At 45.0% G+C, this 14,486-nt stretch carries 21 protein-coding genes; 13 read left to right on the top strand and 8 right to left on the bottom strand.

Features of this window, described 5'->3' with window-relative positions:
- Positions 1–592 precede the first annotated feature (592 nt).
- The gene (locus ACRC32_RS27640) at positions 593–1,318 is read right to left on the bottom strand and encodes a polysaccharide deacetylase family protein (RefSeq protein ID WP_438556982.1); all 726 of its coding nucleotides are present in this window, start codon (positions 1,316–1,318) and stop codon (positions 593–595) included.
- A 111-nt stretch (positions 1,319–1,429) separates the two neighbouring features.
- Here ACRC32_RS27640 and ACRC32_RS27635 point away from each other — a divergent pair, with 111 nt between their 5' ends.
- Together ACRC32_RS27635 and ACRC32_RS27630 are read left to right on the top strand one after the other, a co-directional pair.
- A complete protein-coding gene (locus tag ACRC32_RS27635; protein ID WP_438556981.1) occupies positions 1,430–1,939 on the top strand; it encodes a hypothetical protein in 510 nt (169 codons plus the stop codon).
- A 92-nt stretch (positions 1,940–2,031) separates the two neighbouring features.
- Positions 2,032–2,949 carry an alpha/beta fold hydrolase gene (locus ACRC32_RS27630; RefSeq protein ID WP_438556980.1) on the top strand — a complete coding sequence of 306 codons (918 nt, stop codon included), beginning with the start codon at positions 2,032–2,034 and terminating at the stop codon, positions 2,947–2,949.
- 67 nt (positions 2,950–3,016) lie between these two features.
- On the opposite strand, the gene ACRC32_RS27625 is transcribed toward ACRC32_RS27630, so the two are convergent.
- Complete coding sequence (locus ACRC32_RS27625) at positions 3,017–3,547, bottom strand: DUF4330 domain-containing protein (RefSeq protein WP_438556979.1); 531 nt, start codon at positions 3,545–3,547, stop codon at positions 3,017–3,019.
- A gap of 344 nt (positions 3,548–3,891) precedes the next feature.
- Between ACRC32_RS27625 and ACRC32_RS27620 the strand changes: the two genes are divergently transcribed.
- Positions 3,892–4,746, top strand: a complete 855-nt coding sequence (locus ACRC32_RS27620; RefSeq protein ID WP_438556978.1) for a M48 family metallopeptidase — start codon at positions 3,892–3,894, stop codon at positions 4,744–4,746.
- Positions 4,747–4,779: 33 nt separating this feature from the next.
- Here the strand turns inward: ACRC32_RS27620 and ACRC32_RS27615 are convergent, their stop codons facing one another.
- Positions 4,780–5,520 carry a metallophosphoesterase family protein gene (locus ACRC32_RS27615; RefSeq protein WP_438556977.1) on the bottom strand — a complete coding sequence of 247 codons (741 nt, stop codon included), beginning with the start codon at positions 5,518–5,520 and terminating at the stop codon, positions 4,780–4,782.
- Between the two features lie 162 nt (positions 5,521–5,682).
- Here ACRC32_RS27615 and ACRC32_RS27610 point away from each other — a divergent pair, with 162 nt between their 5' ends.
- Together ACRC32_RS27610 and ACRC32_RS27605 are read left to right on the top strand one after the other, a co-directional pair.
- A complete protein-coding gene (locus tag ACRC32_RS27610; RefSeq protein WP_438556976.1) occupies positions 5,683–6,288 on the top strand; it encodes a tRNA-(ms[2]io[6]A)-hydroxylase in 606 nt (201 codons plus the stop codon).
- 101 nt (positions 6,289–6,389) lie between these two features.
- Complete coding sequence (locus ACRC32_RS27605) at positions 6,390–6,869, top strand: GNAT family N-acetyltransferase (RefSeq protein ID WP_438556975.1); 480 nt, start codon at positions 6,390–6,392, stop codon at positions 6,867–6,869.
- Between the two features lie 29 nt (positions 6,870–6,898).
- Here the strand turns inward: ACRC32_RS27605 and ACRC32_RS27600 are convergent, their stop codons facing one another.
- The 4 genes from ACRC32_RS27600 to ACRC32_RS27585 all read right to left on the bottom strand — a co-directional run bounded on the left by ACRC32_RS27600 (position 6,899) and on the right by ACRC32_RS27585 (position 8,784).
- Positions 6,899–7,423 carry an NAD(P)H-quinone oxidoreductase subunit J gene (locus tag ACRC32_RS27600; RefSeq protein WP_438556983.1) on the bottom strand — a complete coding sequence of 175 codons (525 nt, stop codon included), beginning with the start codon at positions 7,421–7,423 and terminating at the stop codon, positions 6,899–6,901.
- Positions 7,424–7,430: 7 nt separating this feature from the next.
- Positions 7,431–8,162 (bottom strand): photosynthetic/respiratory NAD(P)H-quinone oxidoreductase subunit K, encoded by a 732-nt coding sequence (gene ndhK / locus ACRC32_RS27595; RefSeq protein ID WP_438556974.1) that lies wholly within the window; start codon positions 8,160–8,162, stop codon positions 7,431–7,433.
- On the bottom strand, positions 8,153–8,515 hold the full coding sequence (ndhC, locus tag ACRC32_RS27590; protein ID WP_438556973.1) for a photosynthetic/respiratory NAD(P)H-quinone oxidoreductase subunit C: 363 nt from the start codon (positions 8,513–8,515) through the stop codon (positions 8,153–8,155). Before ndhC ends, ndhK begins: the two co-directional genes overlap by 10 nt.
- A gap of 146 nt (positions 8,516–8,661) precedes the next feature.
- The gene (locus ACRC32_RS27585; protein WP_438556972.1) at positions 8,662–8,784 is read right to left on the bottom strand and encodes a hypothetical protein; all 123 of its coding nucleotides are present in this window, start codon (positions 8,782–8,784) and stop codon (positions 8,662–8,664) included.
- 63 nt (positions 8,785–8,847) lie between these two features.
- On the opposite strand from ACRC32_RS27585, the gene ACRC32_RS27580 reads away from it, so the two are divergent.
- The 6 genes from ACRC32_RS27580 (at position 8,848) to ACRC32_RS27555 (ending at position 11,294) form a co-directional block, all read left to right on the top strand.
- Positions 8,848–9,183: a rubredoxin gene (locus tag ACRC32_RS27580; RefSeq protein WP_015154009.1), complete on the top strand. Its 336-nt coding sequence runs from the start codon at positions 8,848–8,850 to the stop codon at positions 9,181–9,183.
- A 152-nt stretch (positions 9,184–9,335) separates the two neighbouring features.
- The gene (locus ACRC32_RS27575) at positions 9,336–10,340 is read left to right on the top strand and encodes a photosynthesis system II assembly factor Ycf48 (protein WP_438556971.1); all 1,005 of its coding nucleotides are present in this window, start codon (positions 9,336–9,338) and stop codon (positions 10,338–10,340) included.
- Positions 10,341–10,587: 247 nt separating this feature from the next.
- Complete coding sequence (gene psbE / locus ACRC32_RS27570) at positions 10,588–10,836, top strand: cytochrome b559 subunit alpha (protein WP_039716502.1); 249 nt, start codon at positions 10,588–10,590, stop codon at positions 10,834–10,836.
- A 6-nt stretch (positions 10,837–10,842) separates the two neighbouring features.
- Positions 10,843–10,977 (top strand): cytochrome b559 subunit beta, encoded by a 135-nt coding sequence (gene psbF, locus ACRC32_RS27565; protein WP_015154006.1) that lies wholly within the window; start codon positions 10,843–10,845, stop codon positions 10,975–10,977.
- Positions 10,978–10,986: 9 nt separating this feature from the next.
- Positions 10,987–11,112, top strand: coding sequence for a photosystem II reaction center protein L (locus ACRC32_RS27560; protein ID WP_015154005.1), 126 nt, complete (start codon positions 10,987–10,989; stop codon positions 11,110–11,112).
- Between the two features lie 62 nt (positions 11,113–11,174).
- A complete protein-coding gene (locus ACRC32_RS27555) occupies positions 11,175–11,294 on the top strand; it encodes a photosystem II reaction center protein J (RefSeq protein WP_015154004.1) in 120 nt (39 codons plus the stop codon).
- A gap of 241 nt (positions 11,295–11,535) precedes the next feature.
- Here the strand turns inward: ACRC32_RS27555 and psaI are convergent, their stop codons facing one another.
- Positions 11,536–11,655, bottom strand: a complete 120-nt coding sequence (psaI, locus tag ACRC32_RS27550) for a photosystem I reaction center subunit VIII (protein ID WP_015154003.1) — start codon at positions 11,653–11,655, stop codon at positions 11,536–11,538.
- Positions 11,656–11,981: 326 nt separating this feature from the next.
- On the opposite strand from psaI, the gene xdhA reads away from it, so the two are divergent.
- Both xdhA and ACRC32_RS27540 read left to right on the top strand, forming a co-directional pair.
- Positions 11,982–13,394: a xanthine dehydrogenase small subunit gene (gene xdhA / locus ACRC32_RS27545; protein WP_438556970.1), complete on the top strand. Its 1,413-nt coding sequence runs from the start codon at positions 11,982–11,984 to the stop codon at positions 13,392–13,394.
- A 97-nt stretch (positions 13,395–13,491) separates the two neighbouring features.
- On the top strand, positions 13,492–14,486 hold a 995-nt coding region (locus ACRC32_RS27540; RefSeq protein WP_438556969.1), incomplete at its 3' end, for a molybdopterin cofactor-binding domain-containing protein.

Raw genomic sequence — 14,486 nt, 5'->3', positions numbered from 1 at the left:
CCGTTCCGATTGTAGCCTGTTTCACAAAATTTGGGCAGATTTAGTGTTCTAATTTTGAAGTCAGAAGGTCAAGACAAGTTCAATTGTTTCCCAATTTGTATTTACACCTACGAATTACATCTTAAATTTGTCTTCCGCAGTCTGGAGAAAAATCGCGTAGATCTACCCAGGTTGCAGAGTGCAAATTGATGGTGAAGTGTAATGCTTAGTAGTGTAAGACAACAGGAGCAGAGCATTTTTTGCCATTGCGTGTTTTGCGAGGAAAAATAGTCTAGACCACCTATTCAGCCTTGTTTAGTCGTTCATGTGTCCCCTAAGCGCGATTGACAATAGTAGTACCAGTAACTCTGCACTGGTGCGGAAATAGGTTTTGGCATTTTCCAAAACATCAAACTTACCACTTAGTGCAAATGTTCTAATTTTGATTGAGATGCAACTGATTCGATCGTCAATCATAATCACAAGTTAACTGAGGTTGTACGGATATTTCAACCTACGTGTTCTTGACAAACTAATAAACTTTTCTCTGTCATTGTAATTAATACTGAAGGCAGATGACAGCTCCCCTCACGAGAAATTCACTAAATTTGTGTCAAAAAGAGCGATCGCCACTAGTTAAAGAAGACGAAAAACCTTGACTCGTAAGGGATAGAGATTGTTGCCACAAGGTATCGATCGTGACAAATTCGTAACCCATGCTTAACAATTGAGGAATTAAGAGAGCAGCAACATCGGCAACATCTGCACCGCCACAAGCACCGTCGTGCAGTACGATCAGCGAACCGTTTTGTACCTGCTGCATGACCCGTTGAACGACAACAGCTATCCCAGGACGAACCCAGTCTTCAGGAACCACGCTCCACATTACGGGTCTGTAGTTCCATTGATGTAACAAATTTAAGGTTTGAGGGGTAAACAAACCATTCGGCGGACGGACATCGCGGACGCAGGTAGTAGGTAAGTCACAAGCAGTCGCGATCGCCTCTTGGGTAGCTACCAGGCTGTGTTGCAACTCGGTAGGTGTCAGCATGGGAAAAGAGCGATGGTCGTAGCCGTGATTACCGATCCAATGTCCTCGTTCGTAAATTGCTTTGGCAAGCTCGGGAGAGCGTCGAACGCAAGCACCCAGCCAAAAAAAACTAGCAGGGATGGCATAGCGGTCTAAAACTTCTAGTAACTTAGGCGTATGGGAAGGATGGGGACCATCATCGAAAGTCAAAGCAATCGAGCGGGCGCGATCGTGACCAGACCACAAGCAACTAGGAAACGATGGCTTGAGAATTCGATACATTAGGGGTAAGAAGGGCGCTAGCTGCATTAATGAGGGAGTAGGGAGTAGGGAGTAGGGAAAGTTAAAAGTTAAAAGTCAAAAGTCAAAAGTTAAAATTTCCCGACTCGCTGATAACTGATAACTGACAACTGATAACTGATGAGAAATTCTTGGTATCGACTAATGGTAGTGGGGGGTGCGCTCGCGATCGCCCTAAGTGGTTGTTCTAATCTAACAATTGACCAATACGAAGCTACTGCAAAAACAATTTACACTTGGCAAGTCAAGTATGCCATCGACCTTAATAACAAATCACCTCGATTTGAAACCTTTGCTTCCACATCTTTAATCAATCGTAACGGGATTAAACCAATGGGCGCGGTCACTGGTCCCGACGACCGAGGACTGTGGTGGGCGGCTCTACCATCACGCCCTACAGTCGATGAGGTAGAACAAAGAAAGAAATCGGGCGAACGAGCGAGTCCTCCAGAGTTAATCAAATCTGTGGAGTATCAGTTCAGTTATCCCCAAGGCGATCGCCAAGTTACTTTACCTACGAATTATCAAGTCTATCGTCAAGTTGTCAAAGCTCGTCCCACGCGCACGCCCCTAAAACTGACTTTGGGAGTCACCGATAAATCAGTAGAAAAAGCAGAACCCGTGAGGTAGGAACTAGAAACAGTGACCAGTGACCAGTGACTAGTGGCTAGTGGCTAGCTACTTGCAAATGACCAATCGTGACCAATGACCAATAACAAATTATGTTTTTACCACCTGGATTTGAACAGCGTTCTGTGATGACCTCTCTAGGCAGAATGGTTTACTATACCGATGCTGGAGAACCTTGGTTGAAAGATGGAGCCGATAATACTGACAAACCAACTCTCGTTTTCATACATGGTTTTGGTGGCGGGTCTTCAGCTTACGAATGGTCGAAGGTTTATCCGGCTTTTGCGGCTGAGTATCGCATTGTAGCGCCCGATCTGATTGGTTGGGGACGCTCTGAGCATCCAGCACGGAGTTATCGCGTTGAAGACTATCTCACGACGATCGCGGAATTTTTAGAACAGACTTGTCAGGGTGCGGTAACAGTTATTGCTTCCTCCCTGACAGCGGCGATGGTCATTAGGGTAGCGATCGCTCGTCCAGAATTATTTCAGTCTTTAATCTTGACTACACCTGCCGGACTATCTGATTTTGGCGAAAACTATTCCCGCAGTTTCTTTGCCCAGATCGTCAGCGTTCCCATTCTCGATCGCCTGCTGTACAGCACGGGAGTTGCTACGAGTAACGGGATTCGTAGTTTCTTAGAACAGCGCCAGTTTGCCCAACCCAACCGTATTTATGAAGAAATAGTCGCTGCTTACCTCGAATCTGCTACCCAACCCAACGCTGAATACGCCGCCTTATCTTTTGTCCGTGGCGACTTGTGCTTCGACTTATCTCTCTATATTCCTCAACTAATAGTTCCTACTGCCATCATCTGGGGACAAAAATCTGAATTCACTTCCCCAGAAATCGGACAGCGATTTGCCCAGATCAATCCTCAAGCCATTAAGATTTTTCAAAGTTTGCCAGAAGTCGGATTGACACCCCAGCTAGAACTCCCAGCTGTGACAATCGGACTGATTCGGCAATTTTTGCCTTCGTTAACTAGCTCTGTAGCTGCTGTTGCTTAAACTCTTTACAGACGGAACATCTTGCGCCCCCACTCTCAATTCCGAATTCCGAATTCCGAATTCTCATTCATCCTTTCTCTGGAAATCTCAGAGCGATGACACCACCAGTAAAATCATAATTAAAGCCTTCTAACTGAGCAGGAATACCAATTTTGAGTTTGCTATTCCCAATTACTGGACCATTCTTAGTTATTTGAGCGTTGCCTTCTAGGGTGACAACCATATCCATAATGTATTGATTTTCGCGTGGATCGGGCAAAACTTTCACGGAGCCATCAGGTTGAGGTACGAGGGTGGTTCTCGGTAGTTGTTTAACAGCTTTCACGCCTACCTGACCGTAAGGCTGATTGCGGATGATGATATTGGTTTTTCCACCTGGCTTTAGTCCCTGCTCAAATAGCTGTTGCGGATCGCGCACGCTCAAACCCCGCACGATCACGTCAATTTCTACAGGTTTGGTAGTCACGCCAATTTGCGCTCCAGAAGTGCCAGGGAAGAAAAAGATCCCCACCACTACCAAGAAAATAACTAAGGCTGCTCCAATATCGAGGAGACTGACCTTACCAAATAAACGCCCTTGGGAATCTAAAATTTTCATACTTAGGGGAAGAGACGAGGGAACAAGGGGAAACGAATCAAAAGTCAAAAGTCAAAATTCACTGGTTGCCGATCGCCTGTCGCTGATAAATGTTTACTGGTCGCTAGTCAATGAAAGGGTAGCACGATTCTACTGCGATGAGAGATATTTTACGATTTGAATAGACAAGAACTGCTCATCAGTTATCAGTTATCAGTGAGTAGTGACTTACGACTTACAAATACCCGACTTCTCCCTTGCCACCTCCCTAACTCCTAGCTAATGGCAACCAAAAGCTTTTTTGCCCGTCTATCATTACAGCAAGTTTAAAAATTTTTCAGTCTTTCAAACAACAATTCCCGGCGATGTTCAACCTATTATTTTCGTTCTCTCGTCGTACCCAGCGTCGCTGGCTTTATCCGCTCATATCACTATCAGTAGTAGTCGGCTTACTGGTCGGTTCGGCTGGGTTGGCAAAAGCCATTTCCTGGTTCGATCTGATTCAACAGGGAGCGCAAATCATCCAACTGTCTGATGTTTCTGAGGAAGAGGAAGTCGAGTTAGGCAAGCAAATTAACCAACAGATGGTTGGAAAAGAATTTCGTCTCTATCGCAACGCGAGCGTCAATCGCTATGTAGAACGGGTAGGAGAACGGGTAGCCGCCGAGAGCGATCGCCCTAATCTTCCTTATCAGTTTCAAATTGTAGATAATAACAGCGTCAATGCCTTTGCTACGGCTGGAGGTTTTGTCTACGTCACCACTGAATTGCTGCGTACTGCCGATAACGAGGCAGAATTAGCGAGCGTACTAGGTCACGAAATCGGTCACATTACCAATCGTCATTTGATTAAGCAAATGCGTAGCACGGCGATCGCCGGGGGACTGGCAACTGCGGCTGGCTTAAACCGTAACCGAGCTGTGGCGATTGGTGTCGATCTGGCTTTGCGCCGTCCTAATAGTCGTAAAGATGAATACGAAGCAGATACGACAGGGTTAGAGATTTTAGGACGAGCTGGCTACGATCGAGAAGCAATGGTTTCGTTTATGGAGAAATTATTAAAGAAAGGTGGTTCCACACCTGCTGTTTTGAGTACTCATCCAGCCACTCAGAGCCGTATTGCCAGACTAAGAGAAGCGATCGACTCTCAAGCAGCAGATGAGGGCGATGGGTTAGATAGCGCTGCCTATAGAGTCAGAATTCGCCCGCTATTACGTTAATTTTTATTTGTAGAGACGTTCGGTAGAGTGTCTCTACAATCGCGCTAACACCTGGGCAGGATTAATGCGAATTGCGGCTTCTGACAGAGGCAATGTCCGAACTAGCTTATCGTAGACATCGACTTGATAAACAATCTGATTGTTGATATCAACTGCTGTGAGCCAACCGCTTCTGGGATGATAAGCACCAGTATCGATATCCAACCAACCTTGTCCTTGGGCAAGTTCTCCAGGGCGTACTCCTGGTAGGGTAAACGTGATTGTATGACCGACAATAATGAGTTTGTCTTCAAAGAAGGGCTGCTTCATGCTGTGGAATTCCTGCCGCACCCAACAAAATTGCTCGACTGACTGCTCTTCCAAGGGCAGCCTGGGATCGAGTCCAGCATGAGCTAACCAAATATCGCCTAAGTCGAGGTGAGTAGGCAAGGTTTGCAGCCATTCGATATGATCGCGAGGAATAGTGGCTGTTTTGTAACTGCTTAAAGTCTCATATCCGCCGCTATAAAGCCAAGCTTGGCGAATTTGATTAGAAGCGCGTTTAGTCAACACATCTAGCAGCATTTGTTCGTGATTGCCAAGCAAGCAAGAGTAAGGACTTTGCTTGACAAAATCAACGACTTGTGCACTTTGTGGTCCGCGATCGATTAAGTCTCCCAAGAAATAAACTTCATCGGCTGCGCCAGGGGCGATCGCCTCAAGCAAAATCATCAGTCCGTCATAGTGACCGTGCACATCACCGATAATAATGCGACGTTGGTGCGCTGCGCTCATAGAAGTTTTGGGTTAACAATAATACCGCTTGTTGATTCCAGCCTATCTGTACTCAAGGAGATATTGGTTAAAGAATGAGTGAAGAATGTTTGGAAGATATTAATCTTTCATTTTAATTATGGCTTAAGCCAAAAAAATCAGCTCTAGTGAAATTAAGTAAGTATGAATGTAGCCGATTTAACAGTCGCCAAAATCAACGCTCTAGTAGTCCCAACCACTGAGGAGTGGGTAGGACAAGCGATCGCTAACTTGGATACCATCTTATTGGATCATTCCCAATGCGAACGCAAAGCAGCTGGGGTAGCTCTAAATTTAATATTTCGTTACCCTTCGAGCCAAAAATTAGTCCGATCGCTAACAGCGATCGCCCGGGAAGAATTGGAACACTTCGAGCAGGTGAACCAATGGTTAGAACGGCGAGGAATTCCTCTAGCACCTTTAGCACCACCTCCTTATGGCGCGGGGTTAAAGGCGCAAATTCGTGCCAAAGAGCCAGAACGGATGTTGGATTCTTTGCTCGTCTCTGGTTTGATTGAAGCTCGCAGTCACGAACGGTTAGGACTTTTAGCCACCCATTGCCCAGAACCAGAGCTAGCTAAATTTTATCGCGGTTTGATGGCTTCGGAAGCCAGACATTTTGGGACGTATTGGATTTTGGCAGATACTTATTTCGATCGCGCTGCGTTCACCCAAAGGCTAGAAGAATTAGCTGTAGTAGAGAGTCAGTTATTATCGACTCTACATCCTCAACCGAGAATACATAGTTAAGTTGTCATTTGTCATTCGTCATTTGTCATTTGTGTGGCTCTAGTTTTGTCTTTTGACTTCTGACTTTTGACTTTTGACTTCCCCATTACCCATTACCATTTATGCAAGCTATTTACAAAGATTTTCTCATTCGAGATTGGCAAACAGGCGATCGCGACCCAGTAGCAGAGGTGATTGGTTCTGTGTTGGCAGAATATGGTTTGGATTGGGAACCTGTAGGTGCTGATCGAGATGTGTTGGAGGTCGAAAATTATTATTTAGTCACTGGTGGGGAGTTTTGGGTAATTGAATCTCAAGGTCAAATAGTGGGAACGGCTGGCTACTATCCTTTCCATCGCGGTGAGAAAGTTGTAGAAATTAGAAAAATGTATCTTTTACCCCAAGCGAGAAGGTTGGGTTTGGGGAGATTTTTATTACAAGAATTAGAAAAAGCGATCGCAGCTCGAAATTTTCAGCAAATTTGGATTGAAACCGCTAGCGTTCTTGTAGAAGCGATCGAACTCTACGAAAGCAGCGGCTATCAACCTGCAACAGGGGTAGAAACAGCACGCTGCGATCGCATTTATGTCAAAAATTTGTAGAGACGTTACACGTAACGTCTCTACAAAAATCAAAAAGCATCCTGCAATTCGTAGAAGTCAGGGGAGACGTAATCTTTACGTAAGGGAAAACCAACCCAATCTTCCGGCATGAGCAGCCGCTTCAATTTTGGATGTCCCTCGTAGACAATGCCAAACATGTCGTAGGATTCTCGTTCTTGCCAGTCTACAGCTTTCCAAATCCAGTAGACGGAAGGTACGCGGGGGTCTTCTCTGGGTAGAAAAACTTTAATGCGCACTTCCTCTGGTCTGTCAGCATTATCGCTCAGCTTGATTAAATGATACATGCTGACTAAATCTTGTCCTGGACCAGAATCGTAGCCGCACTGACACTGGAGATAGTTAAAACCGTAAGCATAGAGTGCTGTCGCAATCGGCAAGAGAAAATTGCGATCGACTTTAATAATCTCCACACCTAGGTGGTCTGGCTCCATAACTTCATGCTCGAAGCCATTGTCCTTCAACCACTTGGAAATCTTTCCAGCTTCAACAATTTTTGTTTGTTCGGCAGGTACGGGTTTAGTCTCTTCTTTTATTTCTTCTTCAGCCACGGTTCACCTCCTCTTTTTTGGCAGCTGATTGCAGGGCTGGTGGTATGGGCATACCAATTGCCTCTGTCAGCTCCTTCGGCGGCGCTTGCCGTGCAGCAACCTGTAAATATTTACCATCGCTGATAGGTGGTACAACCTTCATACTATGGGTCGTGCTGTAGTAGCGGTGAGTTTGCTTAATCGGAGTCCGCTCTTGCATCGACTCATTAGCGATTTTCTTGCGTAACTTGATGATGGCATCGATGATAGCTTCCGGGCGAGGAGGGCAGCCAGGTAAGTAAACATCGACGGGAATCAATTTATCGACACCCCGTACAGCGGTAGGCGAATCCACGCTAAACATACCACCAGTGATGGTACAAGCACCCATAGCAATTACATACTTAGGATTAGGCATTTGCTCGTAAAGCCGCACCAACTGCGGAGCCATCTTCATCGTGATCGTGCCGGCGGTGATGATTAAGTCAGCCTGACGGGGGCTAGAACGGGGGATGAGTCCGAAGCGATCGAAGTCAAACCGCGAGCCAATCAAAGCCGCAAATTCGATAAAGCAACAAGCCGTACCGAACAACAGAGGCCACAAACTAGAGAGTCTAGACCAGTTATAGAGATCGTCAACTGTAGTGAGAATGACGTTCTCAGATAGTTCTTGAGTAACTGAAGGGCGCTCGATTGGGTTAATGATACGTTCTTTTTGTCCGGCTGGATCGATATTTAAGACCATTCCAAAGCTCCTTTACGCCATGCATATACAAGGGCAACAACTAAGATTGCAATGAAAATGAGGGCTTCAATAAAAGCCAAAAGTCCGAGAGTGTGGAATGCAACTGCCCAAGGATAGAGAAATACTGTCTCTACATCAAAGACCACGAAGACCAGCGCAAACATATAGTAGCGGATATTGAACTGAATCCAGGCTCCGCCTATGGGTTCCATGCCTGATTCGTATGTCGTCCGGCGTTCTGGGCTGCGTCCGCTCGGTCGGAGGAGCTTAGATGCAGAAAGGGCAAGCGCTGGAACTAAACTACAGATTAAGAGAAAGCCTAGTAAATACTCGTAGCCGCTAAGAACAAACACGATGGATAATTACCGTTGCTAGAGTCAATAGTTTTGTTATCTGTCTTTACATATTATATATATTTGGGTTTCACCCACTAGCAAAACCTAACTCTTGACATCATTCGATTCAGTTCTGCTTTTGATTGAAAAAATCTATGCATGAGTTAGGGATGAGGAGTGAGGAGTGAGGAGTGAGGAAAATTCGGAATTTGTAAGAGAGAGTGGTGCATGTTAATCAGTCGCTGGTCACTGATAACTGCTCCCTCACCCCTTGTAGAAGAAGTCATTTCGCGTCATAATTTTTAACATGATTTTAAGTTTTGCGCCTCTACTTTCTCATTTGCCTTACTATGAGCGAACCAGCTATTGATACCCAAGCGCTAGACCGCTATGAATGTCGGGCTTGCGGCTATGTGTACGAACCCGATCGCGGCGATGATAAGCACGATATTGCCCCTGGCATACCATTTGCAGAACTATCTTCTACTTGGCGATGTCCAGTTTGTGGAGCGCGTAAAAACGCATTTGCCAACATTGGTCCAGTGGGACAAGCCTCTGGCTTTAAGGAAAATCTCGGCTACGGGCTTGGCGTAAATCAGCTCACTCCAGGTCAGAAGAACATTTTGATCTTCGGTGCTTTAGCATTAGCCGTCTTGTTTTTTCTCAGCCTATATGGGTTACAGTGAACCTGCTGTCAGGCAAGCTTGGTGCAGACGGCGATCGCCTAACCATCTATCTGTATGCTGACTAAGTAGATAGGCTTTCATTCGACCTATCGGCATACTGAAATATTCTTACAATACATTCAATTTGTTTAAGTAGAGCACGTAAAATCAGCATGTTTTCACCGTTAAAATTTTGGCAAAAGATTGTTGTCCTCGTAGCAGTCGTGTTGCTGTGCGTCGGCTGTAGTAGCGTTCCCTCTACTAGTTACAATCCTTGGGAGGTAGTTACTTTACCAACGGATGTTAACTTGCAAGATGTTGGCTTTACGGAAGATACTCAACATGGCTGGCTAGTAGGGAATAAATCTGCTTTATTTGAAACTAAGGATGGTGGCAAAACCTGGCAGCAGAAGAGTTTGGATTTAGGTGACAAAAACTTTATTCTGTCTTCCGTGAGTTTTTCCGGTCAAGAAGGATGGATTGTGGGCGAACCATCTTTACTGCTACATACAAATGATGGTGGCGAAACTTGGTCGCGGATTCTCTTAAGTGAAAAGCTACCAGGCAACCCAAACACGATCGTGGCGCTGGGTCAACAGTCAGCGGAGATGACTACAGATGTAGGTGCAATTTACCGCACTACTGACGGGGGTAAAAACTGGAAAGCAATGGTACAGGAAGCCGTAGGCGTGCTGCGAAACGTAGCGCGTTCTGAAGATGGTAAGTACATTGCTGTTTCTGCTAAGGGGAATTTCTATTCAACCTGGGAACCAGGTCAAACGGCATGGCAAGGTCATAACCGGAATAGTTCCCGTCGCCTGCAAAATATGGGATTTGGTAAAGACGGGCGTGTATGGATGCTGGCACGAGGCGGTCAGGTGCAATTTACTAAGGCAGATAATACAGAAGAATGGGAAGAAGTACAAAATCCAGAGTTATCTACTAGTTGGGGATTGTTAGATTTGGCTTACCGGACACCTGAAGAAATTTGGGTGACTGGTGGTAGCGGTAATCTACTTTGCAGTCGAGATGGCGGGAAAACTTGGCAAAAAGACCGAGGTGTAGAATCAGTCCCCTCGAATCTTTACAAGATCGTCTTTCTCTCTCCAGAGAAAGGATTTATTATCGGTCAGCGCGGAATTTTGCTGCGTTATCAAGGTCAAGCAGAATCGGCTTAATGAATTTGGGGAGTCGGGAAGAAAGAGACAAGGGAGACAAAGGAGACAAGGAAGACAAGGGGAGAAGAAAGCAGAGGAAGCAATTCTAGCCACCAGCCACCAGCCACTAGCTACTGATAGCTGTCAACTGTCAACCAATTATCAAATGTTCACACCCATTCTTTACTCCCGACTAATCGCTAACTACTGGTCAAGGTTTCGTATGATAATGAGTAAGAAAGTAATGGTTCTTAATGGAGGAAGATAAATGTCAGGAACGACAGGTGAGCGTCCGTTTTCGGATATTATTACCAGCGTGCGTTACTGGGTGATTCACAGTATTACTATTCCAGCTTTGTTTATCGCTGGCTGGTTATTCGTTAGTACTGGTCTTGCCTATGATGTATTTGGGACACCCCGACCAAACGAATACTATCCTCAAGAACGGCAAGAGTTGCCAATCGTGAGCGATCGCTTTGAAAGCAGAAAGCAAATCGAAGACTTTATAGGAAAGTAGTTTGAAATGAATACCAATCAAGTCAATCAACCAATTCAATATCCAATTTTTACCGTCCGCTGGCTAGCAGTTCACACCTTAGCTGTACCAACAGTATTTTTCTTAGGTGCGATCGCTTCTATGCAGTTCATTCAGCGATAGGAGAAGTTTATGCCATTAGAAAGATCGAAAAACCCTAATAACCAGCCTGTAGAATTAAACCGGACTTCCCTATACTTGGGTTTGCTGCTAATATTCGTGCTGGGCATTCTGTTTTCTAGTTATTTCTTCAACTAACTAGATTCAAGGCTGTTGTCTTTAATTTATCTAACTGTGTAATTTAGGCAGGAGAAAAAGCTGTGTCTGGAAGTGGAAGAATACCCCTTTGGGTTGTAGCAACTATTGCTGGTTTGGGCGTGATTGTTGTTGTTGGAACATTCTTTTACGGTTCTTACACTCATTTAGGTTCCTCGTTGTAAGAACTTGCAAAAGTCAAAAGTCAAAGGTCAAAAAGCTGAAATGCGAGGCTTTTGGCTGATTTTAAGCGATCGCTTTATTTTTGCAATGCTGAAATAGCTGGCTGAAGTTTTTCGCGCTCGCGTTTACCGTTATTGACTATAATGCTAAAAAACCGCTTACCTAGACTGGATAAGCGGTTTTTTAGTTAGGAATTAGGAAACAGTGCCTAGTTAACAGAGTTAATTCAGCATTCCGAATTCTCTAGATCCCTGAAGGGTCTTCACGCTCGATGTAGAGAAACAACAAAGCCATTGCTACGGAAGGAAATACTAGAACCGTCAGCGGAACTAGGATTGATGGTAAAAACGATGCTGAAAACATATTGCTAGATTCCTTATGAATATAAGACTACAACCAAAAACGAATTTACTGCAATTTGCGATCGCTGCGGCATTTTCTAAAAATTTTTAACAATAGTGAAGTAGGATTAAGCGTCTCTCAGCAAAGTACTAGAGGTCGCGATCGCCACAATTTCCCCATTTAAGTATTTCAGAATACTTTTATTCTTGCATTTTTTTGTATACAGTATACTTAAATAAATTTAATTGGATGGCGCGATCGCATTGGTCAAGCACTTTTATGCAGCCCAGTGGCTAACTCGTCTAAGATCGATCGCGAAGTCACTTTTTAACAAGCGGATTTAGAAAGTGCAGCAATTATCACCAGAACGCTTAATTTTAACCATCAATGGCGAAACAGTCCGCCTGAAAGATGTCTCACCTACGATAACGCTGTTAGAGTACTTGCGGCAAAGTGGGCGCATTGGCACGAAAGAAGGGTGTGGCGATGGCGACTGCGGGGCTTGTACTGTTGCCATTGTAGGCGAAGGCGCAGATGGAAAACCCTACTATCAAGCTGTGAATAGCTGTCTTATCCCCTTGGGTGCAGTAGCGGGAAGAGAAATTATTACTGTAGAAGGGGTTGCTAATGGGCAATTACATCCAGTTCAAGCCGCCATGGTAGAAACAGGCGGTTCCCAATGTGGTTACTGTACCCCTGGCTTTATTATGAGTATGTTCGCTGCCTACTACGACGGCAAAGTAGACGATATGGCAATAGAGGGGAACTTATGCCGTTGTACGGGATATTTGCCAATTCGCCGTGCTGCCCAACAAGTCATGCAAATGCAGCCACTCGGCGATTGTTTCAGCCAGAAATTAGCACAAGCAACAACTCAAGTCAGTCAAATTAGCTACACTTGCGAGAACCAAAAGTTTTATCGCCCGACGCAGTTACAGACAGTTTTAGAATTACTGCAACAGCATCCTGACGCTAGCTTAGTTGCAGGGGCAACAGATTTAGGACTGGAAATGAGCCACCATAGCAAAAACTTTCCGGTGCTAATTTCCTTAGAAGCGGTAGCAGAATTGAAAACACTGACAAACACACCTGAATTGGTGGAAATTGGGGCAGCAGTACCGCTAAGTCAGATTGAAGATCGCCTACACGGTGTCTTTCCAGCAATGGATGAGATGCTGCACTGGTTTGCGGCGCGTCAAATTAGAAACCGAGCCACATTAGGCGGTAACATTGGTACAGCTTCACCAATTGGCGATTTGCCCCCAGTATTACTCGCATTGGATGCCCAATTACGTATAGCTGGGAGTGGAGGTGAAAGAACTCTTCCCATCGCAGGTTTTTTCAAAGGATATAGAAAAACAGACTTGCAGCCTGGGGAAGTGATTGTCTCCGTCCAAATTCCCAAAACTATTACAGTAGGCGCAACTCGCCGTTTGAGTCAATCTTATAAAGTTGGGAAACGCGGTACGGATGATATTAGTATTGTCGCAGCTGCATTTACGATCGATCTAGGCGATCGCAACCAAATCAAACACGCCAGACTCGCATATGGCGGAGTTGCTGCAACACCAGCCAGGGCAATAGCAGTAGAATCAACGTTAATTGGTCAACCTTGGAACGCCGAGACAGTAAAACAGGCAAAGCAAGAATTAAAACAAGCCTTTACACCACTAACAGATTTACGCGGGAGTGCCGAATATCGCAAAATGTTGGTTGCCAATTTGTTTGAGAAGTTTTTTGTGGAAATTGGTAATGGGTAATCGGTAATTGGTAATTGGAATTGAACCTATTATCTTCTTATCTTTGCGCCTTAGCGTCTTTGCGCGACCAAAATCACATAACCTTGAGGGGAACGAGATGACAGTAGGAGAAAAAAGAAGCCACGAAAGCGCAGTTGGACATGTTAGCGGCAAAGCAATTTATACTGATGACCAACGCTTACCAGCAGGGATGCTTTCCCTCTACCCCGTACTCTCTCCCCACGCAAAGGCACGAATTACAAAAATCGATCCTGCTGGCGCATACGAAATCGATGGTGTCGTCACAGTCATCACCGCCGCAGATGTACCAGGCGTAAACGATACTGGAACGATTGTCTACGATGAAATCCTACTTCCCGATGAGGAAATTAGCTACTACGGACAAGCAGTAGTTTGGGTAGCAGGAGAAACCGATGAAGCTGCAAGATTGGGTGCAGAAAAAGTTGTCGTCGAATACGAACCACTAGAACCAATCTTGACGATAAAAGACGCGATCGCAGCAGATAGCTTTCATTTTAAACCGAGAGTGATTAAACGAGGCGATCCGGCAACAGCTTTACAGCAGGTAGATTGCTATCTTGAAGGTGAAATGGCGATGAACGGTCAGGATCATTTCTACCTAGAAACCCATGCGAGTTGGGTAATACCAGATGGGGAAGGTAATTATCAAGTTTATGCTTCTACCCAGCATCCTACAGAAACACAAATTGTCGTTTCCCGCGTGTTGGGAATTACTAAAAATCAAGTTGTCGTCACTTGTATCAGAATGGGTGGCGGATTTGGTGGAAAAGAATCGCAGGCAAATCCATTCGCAGGTGTAGCCGCGATCGCAGCATGTAAAACAGGTCGTCCGGTGCGGGTAAAATTAAAACGTCACCACGATATGATTTTGACGGGCAAGCGTCACGGCTTTTTAGGACAATATAAAGTTGGTTTTACCAATGAGGGCAAAATTGTTGCTTTAGATGTAGATTTATACGCCGATGGTGGCTGGAGTTTGGATTTATCTCCTCCCGTACTTTTGCGGGCAATGTTACACGTAGATAATGCTTATTACATTCCCCATTTAGCAGTAAAAGGACAAATTGCCAA

This window comes from Chroococcidiopsis sp. (genome assembly GCF_051657925.1).
Classification (GTDB): Bacteria; Cyanobacteriota; Cyanobacteriia; order Cyanobacteriales; family Chroococcidiopsidaceae; genus Chroococcidiopsis.
Note: the sequence above shows the minus strand (reverse complement) of the source record. Positions and strands in the feature narration are given on the sequence as shown.